The 16,985-nt window shown below is 60.1% G+C and carries 15 protein-coding genes and 1 pseudogene; 8 read left to right on the top strand and 8 right to left on the bottom strand.

All coding sequences use genetic code 11. The annotated features are described in order from the left end of the window. Window positions 1–47: 47 nt before the first annotated feature. The 8 genes from CHB65_RS02100 to CHB65_RS02065 form a co-directional block, all read right to left on the bottom strand. Window positions 48–1,121 carry an NAD(P)/FAD-dependent oxidoreductase gene (locus CHB65_RS02100; RefSeq protein ID WP_089383377.1) on the bottom strand — a complete coding sequence of 358 codons (1,074 nt, stop codon included), beginning with the start codon at window positions 1,119–1,121 and terminating at the stop codon, window positions 48–50. 74 nt (window positions 1,122–1,195) lie between these two features. Further along, window positions 1,196–1,669, bottom strand: coding sequence for an arsenate-mycothiol transferase ArsC (locus CHB65_RS02095; RefSeq protein WP_089383376.1), 474 nt, complete (start codon window positions 1,667–1,669; stop codon window positions 1,196–1,198). Between the two features lie 60 nt (window positions 1,670–1,729). Next, on the bottom strand, window positions 1,730–2,758 hold the full coding sequence (locus CHB65_RS02090; RefSeq protein WP_089383375.1) for a phosphate signaling complex PhoU family protein: 1,029 nt from the start codon (window positions 2,756–2,758) through the stop codon (window positions 1,730–1,732). Beyond that, window positions 2,758–3,444 carry a phosphate signaling complex protein PhoU gene (gene phoU, locus CHB65_RS02085; protein ID WP_089383374.1) on the bottom strand — a complete coding sequence of 229 codons (687 nt, stop codon included), beginning with the start codon at window positions 3,442–3,444 and terminating at the stop codon, window positions 2,758–2,760. Before phoU ends, CHB65_RS02090 begins: the two co-directional genes overlap by 1 nt. Continuing rightward, on the bottom strand, window positions 3,445–4,269 hold the full coding sequence (gene pstB, locus CHB65_RS02080; RefSeq protein ID WP_089383373.1) for a phosphate ABC transporter ATP-binding protein PstB: 825 nt from the start codon (window positions 4,267–4,269) through the stop codon (window positions 3,445–3,447). A gap of 2 nt (window positions 4,270–4,271) precedes the next feature. Beyond that, a complete protein-coding gene (pstA, locus tag CHB65_RS02075; RefSeq protein ID WP_089383372.1) occupies window positions 4,272–5,219 on the bottom strand; it encodes a phosphate ABC transporter permease PstA in 948 nt (315 codons plus the stop codon). Continuing rightward, window positions 5,216–6,232 carry a phosphate ABC transporter permease subunit PstC gene (pstC, locus tag CHB65_RS02070; protein ID WP_089383371.1) on the bottom strand — a complete coding sequence of 339 codons (1,017 nt, stop codon included), beginning with the start codon at window positions 6,230–6,232 and terminating at the stop codon, window positions 5,216–5,218. Before pstC ends, pstA begins: the two co-directional genes overlap by 4 nt. A gap of 14 nt (window positions 6,233–6,246) precedes the next feature. Continuing rightward, a complete protein-coding gene (locus CHB65_RS02065; RefSeq protein WP_089383370.1) occupies window positions 6,247–7,281 on the bottom strand; it encodes a PstS family phosphate ABC transporter substrate-binding protein in 1,035 nt (344 codons plus the stop codon). A gap of 323 nt (window positions 7,282–7,604) precedes the next feature. Between CHB65_RS02065 and CHB65_RS02060 the strand changes: the two genes are divergently transcribed. The 8 genes and pseudogenes from CHB65_RS02060 to ppk1 all read left to right on the top strand — a co-directional run bounded on the left by CHB65_RS02060 (window position 7,605) and on the right by ppk1 (window position 16,763). Next, on the top strand, window positions 7,605–8,462 hold the full coding sequence (locus tag CHB65_RS02060; protein ID WP_089383369.1) for a DUF7260 family protein: 858 nt from the start codon (window positions 7,605–7,607) through the stop codon (window positions 8,460–8,462). Between the two features lie 648 nt (window positions 8,463–9,110). Then, the gene (phnD, locus tag CHB65_RS02050) at window positions 9,111–10,079 is read left to right on the top strand and encodes a phosphate/phosphite/phosphonate ABC transporter substrate-binding protein (protein WP_245809888.1); all 969 of its coding nucleotides are present in this window, start codon (window positions 9,111–9,113) and stop codon (window positions 10,077–10,079) included. Window positions 10,080–10,103: 24 nt separating this feature from the next. Then, window positions 10,104–11,003, top strand: coding sequence for a phosphonate ABC transporter ATP-binding protein (gene phnC, locus CHB65_RS02045; RefSeq protein ID WP_089383367.1), 900 nt, complete (start codon window positions 10,104–10,106; stop codon window positions 11,001–11,003). Then, the gene (gene phnE, locus CHB65_RS02040; protein WP_089383366.1) at window positions 11,003–11,851 is read left to right on the top strand and encodes a phosphonate ABC transporter, permease protein PhnE; all 849 of its coding nucleotides are present in this window, start codon (window positions 11,003–11,005) and stop codon (window positions 11,849–11,851) included. Before phnC ends, phnE (CHB65_RS02040) begins: the two co-directional genes overlap by 1 nt. Beyond that, window positions 11,851–12,669: a phosphonate ABC transporter, permease protein PhnE gene (gene phnE / locus CHB65_RS02035; protein WP_089383467.1), complete on the top strand. Its 819-nt coding sequence runs from the start codon at window positions 11,851–11,853 to the stop codon at window positions 12,667–12,669. The genes phnE (CHB65_RS02040) and phnE (CHB65_RS02035) overlap by 1 nt, the downstream gene beginning before the upstream one ends. Before the next feature lie 119 nt (window positions 12,670–12,788). Then, window positions 12,789–13,433, top strand: a complete 645-nt coding sequence (locus CHB65_RS02030) for an HAD family hydrolase (protein ID WP_394335402.1) — start codon at window positions 12,789–12,791, stop codon at window positions 13,431–13,433. Window positions 13,434–13,687: 254 nt separating this feature from the next. After that, on the top strand, window positions 13,688–14,389 hold the full coding sequence (locus tag CHB65_RS02025; protein WP_089383364.1) for a metallophosphoesterase family protein: 702 nt from the start codon (window positions 13,688–13,690) through the stop codon (window positions 14,387–14,389). Window positions 14,390–14,418: 29 nt separating this feature from the next. Further along, window positions 14,419–16,763: pseudogene (ppk1, locus tag CHB65_RS02020) on the top strand (polyphosphate kinase 1). The last annotated feature ends 222 nt before the right edge of the window (window positions 16,764–16,985 follow it).

Raw genomic sequence — 16,985 nt, 5'->3', positions numbered from 1 at the left:
TGCTGCGACGTCTCCCCAGCCGATCGGGGAAACCGGTCCGTGTGCCCTCAGTCGTCGCCCTCGGCGACGGCGACCTCTTCGGGTTCATATAGCTCACCGGCTCGTTCGCGTTCGGAGAGATACTCGTCGGCGTCGATGGCGGCCTCACAGCCCATCCCGGCCGCCGTGACCGCCTGCTGGTAGTGGAAGTCGACGACGTCGCCCGCACCGAAGAGGCCGTCGACGCCCGTCGCCGTCTGGTTGCCGCCCCGTCCACCCTCGGTGAGCAGGTAGCCCTCCTCGTCGGTTTCGACCGGAAGCTCGGAGAGGTACTCGGTGTTCGGCGTGTGGCCGATGGCGAAGAAGACCGCGCCGACGTCGAAGTCGTACTCACGGACCTCGTCGGCCGTCCCTGGATCCTCCAGCTTCTCCTTGGGATGGCCCTCTGGGTGTTCGATGAGCGTCACGCGATCGACGCCGTCCTCGGGCGTCCCGTGGATCTCGGTCAGTTCGGTATTTAAGAGGAGCTCGATCTCGCCCTGGTCGACCTTTTCCATCGTGCGGTCGATCCAGACGTCCTCGGCGCGGAACTCCTCGCGTCGGTGCGCGATGTAGACGGTGTCCGCGAACTTCGTGAGGAAGTTCGCCTCCTCCATCGCGGCGTCGCCGCCGCCGACGACGAGCATGTCCTCACCGCGGAAGAAGGCCCCGTCACAGGTCGCACAGGTGGAGAGCCCGTAGCCCATGAGCTCCTCCTCGCCGGGGACGCCGAGGGTTCGTGCCGACGCACCGGAGGCGGCGATGACGGCGTCGGCGGTGTAGACGTCGCCGTTGCGGAGTTCGACCCGGAAGTGCCCCGCGTCCTCGCGCGTGACGCGTTCGATGATCCCGTTTCGGGTCTCCGCGCCGAACTTCTTCGCCTGTGTCTTCATCTCATTGATGAGCTCGGGTCCGGAGATCCCCTCCGGGAAGCCCGGGTAGTTCTCGACGTCGGTGGTGAGCGTGAGCTGGCCGCCCGGCTCGTCGCCCTCGATTATCAGGGGTGCGTTGTTCGACCGTGCCGCGTAGATGCCCGCCGTGAGCCCGGCGATGCCGGTGCCGGCGATGAGCAGACGGCGGTGCTCGACGACTGCTTCGGTCATGAACGAGGGTTGGCCACGGCGAGGTATGTACGTTCCGCTGTCGGGTCGTCAATCGCTTCGACGCCGTCTCGACGTTATCGCTCGTCGAACCGTGCATCGAAGAGCGCGGTCACTCGCCGTTCGATCTCATCGCGGATCGGTCGAACCTCCTCGATCGGCCGTTCACCGGGATCCTCTAGGGGCCAATCCTCGGTGTCGACATCGTCAAGTTCGAGCGTCGAACAGCCCATCGTTGCGACGAAATCAGACGCTTCAAGGGTCATCTCGGAGATCTGTTTCGGGGTACGCTCAGCAACGTCGAGGCCCACCTCGGCAAGGGCTTCGACGACAACCTCGTGGACAGCATCGGCGGGAGCGGTCCCGCCAGTGATGATCTCGACTTCGTCCTCAAGACCACGTGCCGCTCGCTCACGTTCGGCGAAGGCGGTCGCCATCTGACTCCGTCCGGCGTTGCGCACACACATGAACGTGAGCGTGGTCGGCGTCGTCGACCGAGGTTCGTCGTGTTCCGGTGCAGCGTCTGTAAGGTCGGTATTGTCGGTTGGCATCTATTGGGTCTCCGTTCGTATTCGTTCGTATTCGTTCAGTGCGGTACGTGTCCAAGTAAGTCACTCGCTCACGTTTGATCGCAGGACACCATCGTTCCGACGAAGCGCGGCCTGAAGCCCCGCCTCGGCGACATTGATGCCGTACTCCGCGGTTCGCTCGACGCTGTCTAGGACCGTCGCGAGCGTGTACCCATCAGCGAGGTCACACTCGTGAAGCTCACGGTCAAGCTCCGCGGCCGCCGCTGTGACCCGACGGCCGTCGTCGAGTACCGCCGCCAGCGTATCTATGTCACGGCCGTTCATCGTCCCGCTAACGGCTCCTCGGACGACCTCGCGTGCGTCCGTCCCAAGTTGGGTCAGCCTTCCGGCGATCTCGTCGGGTGGTTCTCGATCGAGAAGCGTCGCTGTACCAGCTATCTTCTCGGCGTGGTCAGCGACGCGCTCGATCTGTCGGGCGACGGTGTAGTAGTCGAACGCGGTGAGCCCGTTGCCGGCACGATCGAGCCGGACATCGACGAGCGATCCCTGAAACTCGCGGGCGACAAGGCGGAACAGCCGATCGACGGTGTCGTCCAGTCCGGCAATGTGGGCACCCGTTTCGGGGTCTCCCGTAACCACCGCCGCTATCGCTTCCTCGTGCATCGACGCCGCCATCCGCTCCATCTGAACGACGGTCTGTTTCGGTGAGAGATCCTCGACGTCGAGCATCGCTTGGATCTGGACGGCTCCGTCTTCCTCCGAGACGATCTCAATACCGACCAATCCGGCGACGGCGTCACGCACGGCCACACACTCCGTCCGCTTTGGACCATCGACTATGTGGATCGTCTCCGCGCCCGCGATGTAGGCGGCCTCGATCAACCGGCCGATCTGGTCGGTGTCGTGCCGCGCGGCCGAGATACGGATCGTTCGCCGCTGCGCATCTTCCGCCGGCTGCGTCAACAACAGGCGATCACCGCGAGGATGAAGACGAAGTCGGCTCCCGGTCTCAAGCGCCTGTTCGTTTGCCCACTCTTTGGGTAGTGAAACCGTATATGTCGTGCCGCCGGTCAGCTGGATCTTCCGTTCGTACGGCTCGTTTCGGCCCATCAGTAGAGTAACGCGTCGTCGGTTTCGATCATGTAGAGGGTGCGTGCGGCGATGTTCACGGCGTGGTCGCCGACCCGTTCGAGGTCGCGGACGGTGAGCAGCGCACGCGACACCTCGTCGAGTCCGGCCGCGAACGCGTCGTCTCTGTCCACCGTCTGTGTCCTCGTGGCTTGAGCGTCGAGCAGCCCCCGAACGACACGCTTGCTGGCTCGCTCACACCGCTCATCGAGCGCGTCGTCGCGGTCAGCGACGGTGAAACACGCCTCCGGATCCTCGTCCTCGTACGCCTCCAGCGCCATCGCGACCATCTCACCCGCGTCGCCCGCGAGGTCGCGGACGTCGATATCGGGATGGATCCCGCGGTCGGGATGACCGTAGCCCGCAAGGTTGGTCGCGAGGTCGGCGATCCGTTCGAGGTCGGTGATGATCTTGAACGACGCCGTCACTAATCGGAGATCGCCCGCAACGGGCTGTTGGAGCGCGATGATCTGGGTACACCGCTCTTCGAGTTCGAGGTAGCGCTCGTTCACGTCCGCGTCGCCCTCGATCACCCGCTGAGCCCGTTCGCTGTCGCCCGTCGCGGCCGCCTCGATCGCTTCATCATAGCGCGTCAACACGAGATCGCCCATGGCGACGACGTCGTCGCGGAGCGTATCGAGCTGTCGCTGAAACTCCTCTCGGGGCATCTATCCGAACTTCCCCGTGATGTACTCCTCGACGCGCGGTTCGTCGGGATTTTCGAACACTTTCGCCGTCTCGTTGAACTCGACGAGCTTGCCGCCGGTGAGGAAGACGGCCGTCTTATCCGAGATACGGGCCGCCTGCTGCATGTTGTGGGTGACGATGACGACCGTGTACTGCTCGGCGAGCTCGTCGATCAGGTCCTCGATCTTCGAGGCCGCCACCGGGTCGAGCGCGCTCGTCGGCTCGTCCATGAGGATCACCTCGGGGTCGGGCGCGATGGCACGGGCGATACAGAGTCGCTGTTGCTGGCCGCCCGAGAGGTCGAGCCCCGAGGAGTCGAGTTGATCCTTCACTTCGTCCCACAGCGCCGCGCCGCGAAGCGCCTCCTCGACGCGGGCATCCATGTCGCCATCGAAGCCCTGAATCCGAAGGCCATATGCGACGTTGTCGTAGATCGACTTGGGGAACGGATTGGGTTTCTGAAACACCATCCCAACCCGCCGGCGGAGTGCCACCGGATCCACGTCGTCGTCGTAGACGTTCTTTCCGTGGAACGAGAGGTCGCCGTCGACCCGACAGACCGCGATCTGGTCGTTCATTCGGTTGATACACCGCAGGAAGGTGGACTTCCCACAGCCGGACGGACCGATGATCGCCGTCACCTTGTGTTCGGGGATTTCGACATCGACGGACGCGAGCGCTCGTTCGTCGCCGTAGTAGACATCAAGATCACGTGCGGCGAGCACGGTCTCGTCTGGTCGGTCGCTGCGGCCGGTTCGTTCGCTCGATACCTCCGTCGTTATGAGTGAGTCTTCGCTTGTTGACATGGTTACACCGCCGTTTCGTATTTGTTCCGCAGGTACACCGCCACCGCGTTCATCGACAACAGGATCGTCAACAGAACGACGATCCCGACCGCCGCGAGGTGGATGAAGTGTTGGCTTGGTTCGGCGGCCCACGCATAGATCTGCGTCGGCATCCCGCTGAACCGGTCGAACGGACCGAACGGCGTCCGGTTCACGAAGAGCGCACCGACCATCAGAAGCGGTGCTGTCTCCCCGATCGCGCGAGCGAGCGCGAGAATCGTGCCGGTGAGGATTCCCGGCATCGCCGATGGGAGAACGACCTGCCGGATCGTCTGCCACTTCGTCGCGCCGGTGGCGTAGGAGCCGTTTCGGACGCCATCCGGAACCGCCCGGATCGCCTCCTGTGCGGAGACGATGATGATCGGCATCACGAGCAGCGCGAGCGCGACCGACCCGGCGAGGAGGATCGGCCCGACGCCGATCCCGTTGACGAGCGCGGCGAGCACGAGCAGCCCATAGACGATGGAGGGGACGCCAGCGAGGTTCGAGAGGTTCGCCTTGATGAGCCGCGTGATCCGGTTGTTCGGCGCGTACTCCTCCAGATAGATGGCCGCCCCGACGCCCACGAAAAACGAGAGCACCGCGGTCAGCGCCATCAGCATCACCGAGGCGATGATCGCCCCGAAGAAGCCGGCGTTCTCGGGTCGGCGTGAGCCGTCGACGGTGAAAAATTGGATGAGACTGATCTCGAACTCGGTGATCCCGACGTAGAAGTCGGTGACCACGTCGAGCAACAACAGCGCGAGCGCGACGACGCCGAACATCGAGGCCGCGAAGATGAGCCCAAGGAAGGCCCGGTTTTTGAGATGCTCCCGGCGCAGGTCGATGTCCGCAAACAGCTCCTCCCCCCGGTTTCGCTCCGTCGCGGTCCCGCCGTCGGGTCGTCGTTTCCGGTCCGAATCGTCGCTCATCGGTACTCCTCCTGAAACCGACGCTTGAACCAATCATTGAGGAGGTTCATCACGAGCGTCATGCAGAACAGCACCAGCCCGACCGCGAACAGGCTCTGGTACTCGATGGTACCGATCGCAGAGGTTCCCCGCGCCATCGACACCATGTAGGCGGTCATCGTCATGATCTCCGAGAACGGGTTCGCGGTGATGTTGGCGTTAAAGCCCGCCGCGAGCGTCACCGCCATCGTCTCGCCGATGGCCCGTGAGACCGCGAGGATGTACGAGGCGAAGATCCCCGAGATCGCCGCGGGCGTCACGACGCTGACGGAGACGTCATATTTCGTCGCCCCGAGCGCATATGCGCCGTTTCGAAGATCATCGGGGACTGCCTGCATTGCGTCCTCACTTATCGAGGAAACCATCGGGATAGTCATGATCCCGACCACGAGCATTCCCGACAGCATACTGTACCGGCCGATGTTGATCCCGAACAACCCAGCGATGGGGCCGAGCACGACCGGGTTGATGAACGCGATCGCGAAGTAGCCGTAGACGATCGTCGGAATGCCGGCGAGAACCTCAAGGGTCGGCTTGAGCTTCGAGCGGACTTGCGGAGAGGCGTACTCGGAGACGTATAGCGCCGTGGCCGTGCCGATTGGGATCGACACGAACGCCGCGCCGACCGTGATCGCGAGCGTCCCGAAGATGATCGGCCACGCGTTGTGACTCGGCGTCGCGTGCTCGGGTGCCCAGCGGGCCTCACCCGCGAGCAGCTCGCGGACGTTTAAGAACTCGATGAGGCCGACCGCGCTTTGCGGCTCCACGCCAAGGAAGATCATTTCCGTCGCGCGTGCGCCGTAAAAGTAGCTCACGGCGTTGTCGATCAGGACGAAAAAGATGGCGAGCGTCGTGAGGACCGTGAAGGCGGCACAGCCGAACAACACCTGTCTGGCCCGCTTGTTCCGCTGCTTCGCATCCGTCGCGGCCGCGTCGCCGGTGATCCCCGGTCCCGGGTTCGTGTCAGTGCTCATTCGGTGGGACCCCGTTATTCGCGCTGGACCGGCAGATCGTCCGGCGAGTAGCCGACGCTCTCGAGCCACGAGTCGATCTTGTCGTGGTTCTGCTCGGTGACCTCGTCGGGGGCGGCATAGAAGCCCTCGTCGCGCGCGAACTCCTGTGCGCGGTTCGCGTAGAAGCGGGCGAACGAGCCGATCAGCTCCGGCTCCTCCTCGAGGCTCGCGAGGTTGAAGAACGCGAAGAGCGGCCGCGCAAGCGGGGAGTAGGTTCCCTCCTCGATGGTCTCCTGTTCGGGGAGGTAGAACTCGCCGTCCTGGTCGCTTTCGACCGGCACGGCCTCGATCGGCTCGTCGTCCTCGATGTCACGAAGGTAGCCGAGTCCACCCCACCCGAAAGCGTACTGGTCGCCGGCGACCGCGCCCATGATCTCGTTCGTCTGGCTGGTGGCGGAGTAGTCGTCGCGGATGTCGCCCACCTCGCCGTTGATCTCCAGCGTGAAGTAGTCGAACGTCCCCGACGCGGAGTCACGGGCGTGCAACTGAAGGTCCTCGTCGGGATACTCGTCGCGGATGTCGCTCCATTGGGTGATCTCGCCGGTCGCATCGAACTCCCAAACCATCCTGAGCTCGTCGAGGGTGACCTCTTCCATCCAGTCGTTCTCGGAGTTTTTCACCACCGAGATCCCGTCGAGACCGACCTCAAGGAAGTCGTAGTCGACGTCGTTCTCCTCACAGAGGGCGATCTCCTCGTCGCTGATCTCCCGGCTCGCGCTCTGGACGGCCGAGTTGGCTCGACAGAACTCCTGAAAGCCCGCGCCGGTCCCCTCGGGGGCGACGTCGACGAGGACGTCAGGGAACTCTTCGGCGAAGTTCTCGCCGGCCCACGAGGTGATGGGTGCGACCGTGTTCGATCCGGAGGCGTCGATGGTGCCGGCGACGCCACCTTCATCGCCGCCGTTGCCGCCCATACAGCCCGCGACCGCGACCGCGCCGACGCCCGCGATCGTCGCGAGCGATTTTCGTCGAGTGATACCGCGCGTTGGGTTTCGCTGGCTGGGTGCCATCACCCTCGCCTAACGCGGTAGCCGTTAAGTAGTATGCTATGTGACATATAATCCGAGCGGTAGCTCCCAGTATTGGTATGAACCACTCATAGAGCGCAATATGTCTCAATACTCCTATGTAGAAATATCGTATTTAAATTGTCATATCTTGGGGATACGAAGTAATTGAATGATCCGGCTACCTCCCGATAGTCTACGCACGAGACTCGACACCGAGGTGCCGCGTACAGAGGGGGCCGAGCTATGGACGTCTCCGGAGCGGTCGATTCCCCCTTGTTCCCCTCATATAAGCGATTAAAAAGGTGTTAGTCGTTACCGCTGTCATGACTTCGACGACTACCGACAGAGATGAACTGGCAGGGGTGCTCCGGGCCGCCCACGATACCTTGCGGGTTGAACGTCGCCGCGTCGTCGATGAGCGCGAGGCGTTCGAGGCCTTTCGCGACCGTGTATCTGCCATTCCAACCCGAGCGGGACCAGCGACAGGGACGTCTCCACTCCGTGGCGTCGGCACGGGTATGGGGTTTGGAGCCGGGGTAGGCAGCGATGGTGGTGGCACCGCCGGTATCGGCGGCGGATGCAGCCAACGCCCCGGAAACGGGCTCATTGCGGTCCGCGACGCGTATGTGAAGACGGTGATGTCGGTGCCACATTATGAGGAGGAGTACGACGACACCTATGAAACGAGTATCGCGATCGAGTTCGGTCCAGACCTCGCCGTCGCGCTCACACAGGAGCCGGAACTCGCCGAGCCATATAAACGGGCGCTGATCTCGAAGACGACGGAGGCGATCGAGGAACGGGAGCGGTTTGTCGAGGCGATCGATCTCGAACAGAAATCCCTCGATCGGGCGATCAAACGGTTGCTTCCGATCACCGAGGAAGTGATGTCACTCTCACAGAATCCCCTCGCAAACCTTGAGTACGGAACGCTGGACGCGTATCGGGTGCGGACCGAAACTCTTGAACAGAACTGCGACGCGGTCGTTCGACGCCGTCAAGACGATTTGGACGAGGTCGATCGGTCGCTCCGACCCGATGAGACGGTGCCGGACGTCGCGACCTACCTGTATCAGGATCTCTCGGCAACGTATCCAGTTCTCTCGACGGTCGCGCTGATCGGCGACCGACTCCGTGACCTTCGGCGGACGATCGAACGTGAGATGATTCACCGCCGATGACGATTTGCAACGGAGCGACAGGATTCATTTGGGCTGGTTTCGTTTCTTCCGTGGTCGTCTATCCGACACATTACCGAGTACGCTGACCTCCTCACCGAGCGTGCAGACGTCACCGTAGCGGACGCGGAGTGTCGACCCAGTCACACAAGCTAGCATCGCCGAGCAGGCAGACGCACTCGTTCGAAACGACCGGCCCGACCTGGCTATCGTCGGGCTGGCGTCCCTCCGTGAGCCGTATTTCGGACTGCACGCCGCCCGTGAACTGGGTGTCGGCGAGCGGAACGAACCACCGGCACAGTACGAGCGAGGATTTCCCACCAGTGAGAGCCGGTCGACGCCCCCTTTGTCATAAATATCATATAACCCAGTACCGTGCGGTGAGTAGTTCTATCGATTGCTCTCGACACGTATATACTGTCCAATAGCAAAAAGTATCAATATTATAAAACTTATTTATGTGCCTTTTCCGACCATCAGTTGATGTCACAGAACCGTTCTAGCCGAACCCGTCGAGGCGTACTGACCACAGGGTGTGCACTGGGCACAGCGATGCTTGCCGGCTGTGTAGGGAGTGAGGATGAAAACGAGGGTTCCACAGGAAATGGAGGGTCATCTGGCAGTGAAGGTGGTTCCGGGGACGATGATACCATGCCCGATTGGGACCCGAACGATCCAGAGCTTCCACAAACCGTCTCGACGCTGTTGGCCGACGACTTCCATGTCGGTACCGACGACCTCCTCGCCGAGATGGACCCACGCGACGAGCCTCGATACGGTAGTCCACCTGAAGCGACGCCCGATGACTCGTCCGAACGGCTCGATCCCGACACGCTCGATTTCTCGCTCGTGCCGACAGAGGACCCGGCCGTATACGACGACGTACTCACACCGTTAGTAGAAAACATCGAAGCCGAAACAGGACGTGACGTCGTGGTCAATCCACTCGACTCCTACGCCGCACAGGTAGAGGCGATGAATGCGGATAGACTCCACATCGCAGGTTTCGCAACTGGTGCAACCGCGTTCGCAGTAAATATTGCTGGTGCCGTTCCATTCGGTATACAGATCGCGGATGGGACCTTCGGCTACCGGTTGTGGGTTATTACGCAGGCAGACAATGAGATTCAGGAACTGAGCGACCTCGCCGGCCAGGAGGTCGCTCACGTCGAGGAATCGTCGAACTCGGGACACCAGGCTCCCTCTGCCCTGTTCACAGCAGCAGGTGTCGAGCCCGGCGAAGATTACGACGTCGAGTTCTCCGGGAGCCACGAGAACAGTATTCGTGCCGTCGACGCAGGTGATTATGATGCCGCACCGATCGCTAGCACAGTCCTTCAACGACAGATCGATGCGGGTCACGTCGATAGTGACGACCTGAAAGTCGTGTGGCAGAGCGACCCGTTCCCGACGACGTCTTTCTGTTATCACCACGCACTCGAGCCCGAGCTACAGGAGGCGATCCAACGTGCACATCTCGACTACGACTACGAAGGAACGGCACTCGACGAGTACTTCGGGCGGGATTCGTTCGTCGAAATCGACTACGCGACACACTGGGACGTCATTCTGGAGATTCAAGAGCAAAACGAGGTCGACTATCGCGTCGAGGAAATTTGAGCGACTGAGAGCGATCGACAGACAATGCTCTCGATAACAGACCTCGGAAAAACCTATCCCGGCGGCGACCGCGCACTCGACAGCGTTACGTTCGACATTGGCAGCGAGGAAGTGGTCGCCATCATCGGACCGAGTGGTGCCGGAAAGAGTACGCTCGTTCGGTGTATAAACCGGCTCACAGAGCCAACGGATGGGACTATCCATCTGAACGACACGGATATAACCGCGCTTTCGAAAGACGAACTCCGGACCGCACGGCAGGATATCGGGATGGTGTTTCAAGAGTATGCACTCGTCGAACGCTTGACGGTCATGGAAAACGTACTCTCGGGACGACTCGGAGCGGTCAGTACCTGGCAGGCATTCCGGCGGAAATTCCCCGCAGAGGACATTCAACGAGCCTACGCCACTCTCGACCGTGTCGGACTCGCTGGACACGAAAATGACAGGGCAGATGAACTTTCGGGCGGACAGCGACAGCGAGTCGGCATTGCTCGCGCCGTCTTACAACGACCCGAGATTCTCCTCGCAGACGAGCCCACTTCGAGTCTCGACCCCGAAACATCACATGCCGTGATGGATTTACTGACCGAAATTGCAGGAGACGAAGGAATTCCTGTTCTGTTCAACATCCACGAGGTTCCACTCGCACGCGAGTACGCCGACCGAATTATCGGCCTTTCCGATGGACAGTTGGTGTTCGACGGACCGCCAACGGCACTCGACGAAGATGCGATGAACCGTATCTACCGCAATGGCCAGGAAGGGACGGACCGGAAACGCACCGAACTGGCGGAGCTGGGACGACACGGGAATCAATTGGGAGAACACAACAACGGACAATCTCCCCGCAGAAACACCGAACGAGGCGGGAACCAACCAGAGCACCAAAGCGAAGAGTCGGTTTCCAAGGAGGTTCGGTAATGGGAGCTGCACGATCTCTTGAAGCCTACGAGACCGACTGGAGTCGACCGACGGTGTTCTACAATCACACGGTGAAATGGGGGGTGTATCTCGTGACGATTCTATTTCTCATCTGGAACGTCTGGGAAGCTCGCGTTTCATTCGATCGACTCATCTACGGAGCCGGGCAGGCGGGCGTTCTGCTCGGAGCGTTCTTCCCACCAGATTTCGGAATTACGGTTACGGCCGGTGGCATCGAAACTAGTGACCGGTTCTGGCGAATATATGACGGGATGGTAGAGACACTCGCGATGTCTATCGTCGCAACAGTCGCCGGCGTTCTCGTGAGTATTCCGGTCGCCGTGATGGGTGCGGAAAATCTCGCACCTAGACCGGTGTATTACGTTGGACGGGCTATCATCTCGGTTACGCGTGCAATCCACGAACTCATCATCGGAATCGTCGTGGTCGTCGGGTTCGGGTTCGGAGCACTCGCGGGGGTTATCGCACTCGTGTTCGCCACGCCTGGATTCTACGCAAAGCTTCTCGCGGAGGATCTCGAAGACATCGACCAGTCACGACTTGAAGCGATTCGCTCAACGGGCGCGAGTCCACTGCAGGTGCTCATCTACGGCGTCTTACCACAGGTTCTACCGCGCGTTATCGGTCTGACTATCTATCGGTGGGATATTAATCTTCGAGCGAGCACGATTCTCGGCGTGGTCGGTGCTGGTGGCATCGGTGCAGCACTCCTCACGTCGTTCGACACGTACGAGTACGACTTCAGCATGGGTATTCTCCTCACCATCATCGCGTTCGTCGTGCTCGGGGAGATGCTTAGCGCGTACGCACGACGGAGGGTTCAATGATGGCGACGATTGACACAGACGGTGACGCCTACACGAATCCCACCTGGGAGCGATACGACCGACGAACTCGACTCATTCGTTTTTTTGCCTTACTCGGTGCTCTTGTTCTCACGATAGTTTCCTACCAGGCACTGGCGGTCCGATACGAGTACGTTCGCACCGCTCCAGAGAACATGGGTAACCTGATAGAACGGATGTATCCGCCGGATTTGGCCTACTCGAGTACTATCGTCGAGCCGATGATAGCGACCGTAAACATCGCAGTGGTGGGAACGCTCTTTGCGATTCTTATGGCACTACCGGTTGCGTACATCGGTGCAGAGAACACGACACCGAACCGGTCGACCTACGCACTCGGAAAAGTGATAATTGCAGCCTCGCGTTCGGTACACTCGCTCATCTGGGCGCTGGTATTCGTGATAATGTTCGGCGGTGGTGTATTGGCGGGTATCTTGGCTATCACGTTTCGATCGATTGGATTTATTGCCAAACTTCTGGCAGAGGAGATAGAAGAAATCAACCACGCACCAATCGAGGCGATCCAGGCGACGGGAGGCAACACACTCGATGTACTCATCTACGGAATCGTTCCACAGGTGAAAGCTGCCTTCGTCGGGATTGCAGTCTATCGCTGGGATATCAACGTACGCGAGGCGACAGTGATCGGGCTCGTTGGCGCAGGTGGCATCGGCGTTGAACTGAACAACCGAATCAACGCCTTCGACTGGCAAGCAGTACTCACCATCCTGCTCGCGATTCTAGTGGTAGTACTCGTCAGCGAGGGCGTTTCAGCCTACAGCAGAAAGAAAATACGATGACAGGCGTAAACCGGCCACAGTACGGTGGAAGCGAACCAGAAAGACAGGAAGGCCAGAAACACAACTCGAACGAGCGTGTCGACAGCAACGCTCACATCGACATACCTGTTCTGTTCGACATGGACGGCGTGGTACTGGAGGGCCACGGCACGGATTCGATCGTCCACAGCCGCGCCCTCGACGACGTACTCCAGGAGCGCGGGATGGAGATCGGAGACGACCTCAGGCCCGCCCTGGAGACGTACGAATACACCGAGACATTCGTGAGCGCCTGCGAGACGCTCGGCGTCGATCCAGCCGAGTTCTACACCGCACGGGAGCGCCGCAGCGCCAAACGAAGTATCGAACGGATCGCCGCGGGGACGCGCACGCTCTGTCCGGATGCTGAGGCGCTCGACTGGCTGTCCGATCACACGACGATCGGGCTCGTAAGCAACAACTACGACCCGACCGTCGCGTTCGTCGTCGATCACTTCCGGCTCGATGCGTTCGGCTTCGTCCGCGGGCGGGATCTCGGCCCCGACGGGTTCCGTCGCCGGAAGCCCGACCCCCATTACCTTGAGGAGGCGCTCAACGCACTCGATACGTCGGAAGGCTACTACGTAGGCGATCGTGAGACAGATATTCTCGCTGCCAAGAACGCCGGACTCGATTCCGTTTTCATCCGCCGTGACCACAACGCCGACGTCACACTCAACGTCGAACCGACCGTCGAGATCAACAGCCTAGAGGAGCTGATCCCGATCGTGACGAACATTGCGTGACATCCGCCTCGTGGGAAACAGTAGCTGTTCTTGGGTAGGCAATCGTTGATCAGTTCTCAGCAATAAGGAAACTACCCCACTCAACGAACCAAGGCGCGTATGCGCCGAGGGAGTAGGGTGGGGTAGTTTACTACAGCCTGTAGTCACTGTTGGCGATAGTCCACCGGCGAATATATGACTATAAACGGATATATAGTGATAAAGAGCACTCTTATCAACTGTTTAATTCCGGCGATGAGTAATTCAATTTGAGAATGACTCCGTTCAGCGAGGCAATCGAGGCTGACCACCGCCGCGTCAACGTAGCAAACTGGGACCAGATCTATATTGTAGGCGATCCCCACGGCTGCCTAACCGAACTCGACGAACTCTGTGCAACGCTTGATCTCACTGACAACGACCTAGTTGTGTTCGTCGGTGACATCGTGCGAAAGGGACCTGACAGCAAAGGTGTCGTCGACCGCGTTCGGAACGCTCCAAACATGCTCACCGTCCGAGGCAACAACGAAGAAAAGCTGCTACGTGGCGACAAGCAGCTCGACGAACTTACCGACGACGATCTCGAATGGATCGCTTCGCTGCCAGTCGTGATCTCGCTACCCAACACGCTGGTCGTCCACGGCGGTATCGACCCACGAAAACCACGGGCCGACCACACGGTCGACGACCTCCAGAATACGCGGTCGATGGTCCCGGGCGGCAGCTACGACCCACCGTACTGGTTTGAGGAGTACGCCGGTCCCGAGCGTGTCTTCTTCGGGCATACGGTGCTTGAGAAACCGGTCGTCCGTGAGCATGCTGTTGGTCTCGACACCGGCTGTGTGTACGGTGGCGAGCTAACGGCCTACAACTGGCGAACCGGCGAGCTGACGGCCGTTCCAGCCGCCGAGACAGCCATCGATCGGAGCGAGGAGAAAATTCTCGACCCAAAAGTGAGCGTGGTCCCGACGCCCTAACGTCTGACTCGATGACCGGATCAGCTACGATGCGTTTGGACCGACACCCGCCGTCGACGTGGACTGGCGAGCATCCGCCACGAACACCACCAATTACCGACGACCAAACAGTCGACTGCCCCAACTCAAGCAGTTGGCCAGAGCTGTGTGCTGACAGCGATGAACAGCCCGACCACCTGTCGAACCCTGTTGCCTACCTCAACCGCGAGTTCAGTGAACTCTCATTTCAGTGGCGAGTGCTGTTCGAGGCACTCGATACCCAAAATCCACCGCTTGAGCGGCTGAAGTTTCTCGCTATCCTCACGAAGAATATGGACGAGTTCTTCATGAAGCGGATCGGCGGCCTCAAACAGCAAATCGCGGCCGAGATGACTGAGCCTACTGTCGACGGTCGAACACCCACCGAACAGTGGGAGCAAGCCCTCGACTTTGCCCGGTCGATTGTTGATACCCAATCCCGGTGTTACCACGAAGCGGTCGCACCTCCCTATCTGACCACGGTATCAAAATCGCTGACTACGACCAGCTGTCGGACGCCGAAACGACATCTCTGCGCGCGTATTTCGAGCGCGCGGTGCTGCCAACGCTGACGCCGCTGACGTTCGATCCAGCCCATCCGTTCCCGTTTATTTCCAATCTGAGTCTCTCACTAGCAGTGCTGACGGTCGACGACGGTACAAAAAAGTTCTCGCGGGTCAAACTACCGGAGAACCGTCCACGGCTCATTCCGATTGTCGACGGCGAAGTGCCCCGCGGTGCAATCGACGAACCATCTCAGCACGCTGATGCGGACAAGTTCGTCCGGCTTGAAGCCGTGATCGCCGCCAACGTCAACCTGCTGTTTCCGAACGTCGAGGTGCTGGACTGCTCGACGTTCCGGGTGACGCGCAACGCCGAGGTCAGGCGCAACGAGGAGGTTGCTGAGGGACTGATTGAGATGATCGAAGACGTGCTCAGGCAGCGTCGGTTTGCCACGGTTGTCCGGGTCGAGGTCGACGAGGCAATGCCCGAAGAGGTCCGATCAATGCTGGTTGAGCAACTAGAAATCAGCGAACGCGAACTGTTCGAACTCCCCGAGCCGCTCGGGTTGGACGACTATTTTTGACTGTTTGAACTCGACAACGATGAGCTGAAACTCCCAGCATGGAATCCACAACCACACCCACGGTTCGTCGACCACGACAGCGATAGTCCCGACGAGCTGTTTGCTGAAATCGCTCGCGATGACATCCTGCTGCATCACCCCTACCATTTGTTTTCCGAGACGGTTCAGACCGTCCTCGACGCGGCGGCTCACGATCCCAAGACGCTTGCACTCAAGGTTGCTATTTACCGGACTGCTCCCGACTCGCAGGTGATTCAGTCGCTGATCGATGCCGCAAAAAACGGTACGCAGGTCGCCGTGATGGTCGAACTCAAAGCCCGCTTCGACGAGGAGAACAACCTCCGTTGGGTCAAACGCCTCGAAGAGGAGGGAATTCACGTCACCTACGGCACCATCGGCCTGAAAACTCACAGCAAGGTCGCACTTGTCGTCCGCGAGGAAAGCGACAGTGACAGCGTTCGACTCTACTCGCACGTCGCCACCGGCAACTACCATTCAGAGACCGCCAAAAGCTGCGAGGATCTGGGGCTGTTCACTGATGACCGTGACATCGGCCAAGATCTCGTACGACTGTTCAACACGTTTACTGGCCACTCTCGACACGAATCCTATCGGAAGCTGCTGGTTGCCCCCGAAACGCTTCGGGGACAACTCACCGAGCTAATTCGACGCGAGGCTACCCATGCCCGCAACGGTGGCGAAGGCACAATCGTTGCCAAAATGAACGCTCTCGAAGACCCCGAGATCGTCGCCGAACTATACGCCGCCTCGCAGGCAGGCGTGGAGATTGACCTCATTGTTCGGGGCATCTGCCGGCTTCGGCCCGGCATTGAGGGATTGAGCGAGACGATCCGCGTCCAGAGCATCGTCGGGCGATTTCTCGAACACTCCCGCATCTTTAAATTCTCCAATAACGGCGATCCAGAGTACTATATCGGCTCGGCTGACTGGATGACTCGAAACCTTGACCGTCGGATCGAGGCCGTCACCCCAGTCGAAAGTGCAGACCTTCAGGATGTACTCGACGACGTCCTAGACACCTTGATGACTGACAACCGCAAACGATGGGTGATGGATGCCGCCGGAAGCTACGTCCAGCAGCGGCCTGTCGACGGCTCAGAGACCGTTATCGCGCACGAACAACTGATGGATCAGGCCTGTCAGGCCGTCGCGAAAAGGCCGGTCAACTACGATCCGGATGACTCAGAGCAACGCGACACAGCGGTCGACCTCGATGACATTTTTCTGGACGAACCGTTTAATCCCTGAGTAGAGCAGCAGGCTCGTCGGAGTTCGCTGTTTTCGGTTAAGCGAGCAGAGAACGAAACAGCTCGGTTATGACACTGAGCCGTTGGGCTGTGGTTTACACTTGGAATCGGGGGTGTAGTTACTCACGAAACAAGGGATGTTACATCTTGATAACTGGGTGTCATCACAGCGGCAACAAGAGCGGGGATATGTTTCAATCTACCCTGATCGCCAGTGTAACCC

It is taken from the genome of Halorubrum vacuolatum, from assembly GCF_900188065.1.
In the GTDB taxonomy this organism is placed as follows: domain Archaea; phylum Halobacteriota; class Halobacteria; order Halobacteriales; family Haloferacaceae; genus Halorubrum; species Halorubrum vacuolatum.
Note: the sequence above shows the minus strand (reverse complement) of the source record. Positions and strands in the feature narration are given on the sequence as shown.

Excerpts from the sequence above, each read along its gene's own strand:
- CHB65_RS02100 (WP_089383377.1), bottom strand. The coding sequence starts at position 1,121 with ATGACCGAAGCAGTCGTCGAGCACCGCCGTCTGCTCATCGCCGGCACC.
- CHB65_RS02095 (WP_089383376.1), bottom strand. The coding sequence starts at position 1,669 with ATGCCAACCGACAATACCGACCTTACAGACGCTGCACCGGAACACGAC.
- CHB65_RS02090 (WP_089383375.1), bottom strand. The coding sequence starts at position 2,758 with ATGGGCCGAAACGAGCCGTACGAACGGAAGATCCAGCTGACCGGCGGC.
- phoU (WP_089383374.1), bottom strand. The coding sequence starts at position 3,444 with ATGCCCCGAGAGGAGTTTCAGCGACAGCTCGATACGCTCCGCGACGAC.
- pstB (WP_089383373.1), bottom strand. The coding sequence starts at position 4,269 with ATGTCAACAAGCGAAGACTCACTCATAACGACGGAGGTATCGAGCGAA.
- pstA (WP_089383372.1), bottom strand. The coding sequence starts at position 5,219 with ATGAGCGACGATTCGGACCGGAAACGACGACCCGACGGCGGGACCGCG.
- pstC (WP_089383371.1), bottom strand. The coding sequence starts at position 6,232 with ATGAGCACTGACACGAACCCGGGACCGGGGATCACCGGCGACGCGGCC.
- CHB65_RS02065 (WP_089383370.1), bottom strand. The coding sequence starts at position 7,281 with ATGGCACCCAGCCAGCGAAACCCAACGCGCGGTATCACTCGACGAAAA.
- CHB65_RS02060 (WP_089383369.1), top strand. The coding sequence starts at position 7,605 with ATGACTTCGACGACTACCGACAGAGATGAACTGGCAGGGGTGCTCCGG.
- phnD (WP_245809888.1), top strand. The coding sequence starts at position 9,111 with ATGCCCGATTGGGACCCGAACGATCCAGAGCTTCCACAAACCGTCTCG.
- phnC (WP_089383367.1), top strand. The coding sequence starts at position 10,104 with ATGCTCTCGATAACAGACCTCGGAAAAACCTATCCCGGCGGCGACCGC.
- phnE (WP_089383366.1), top strand. The coding sequence starts at position 11,003 with ATGGGAGCTGCACGATCTCTTGAAGCCTACGAGACCGACTGGAGTCGA.
- phnE (WP_089383467.1), top strand. The coding sequence starts at position 11,851 with ATGGCGACGATTGACACAGACGGTGACGCCTACACGAATCCCACCTGG.
- CHB65_RS02030 (WP_394335402.1), top strand. The coding sequence starts at position 12,789 with ATGGACGGCGTGGTACTGGAGGGCCACGGCACGGATTCGATCGTCCAC.
- CHB65_RS02025 (WP_089383364.1), top strand. The coding sequence starts at position 13,688 with ATGACTCCGTTCAGCGAGGCAATCGAGGCTGACCACCGCCGCGTCAAC.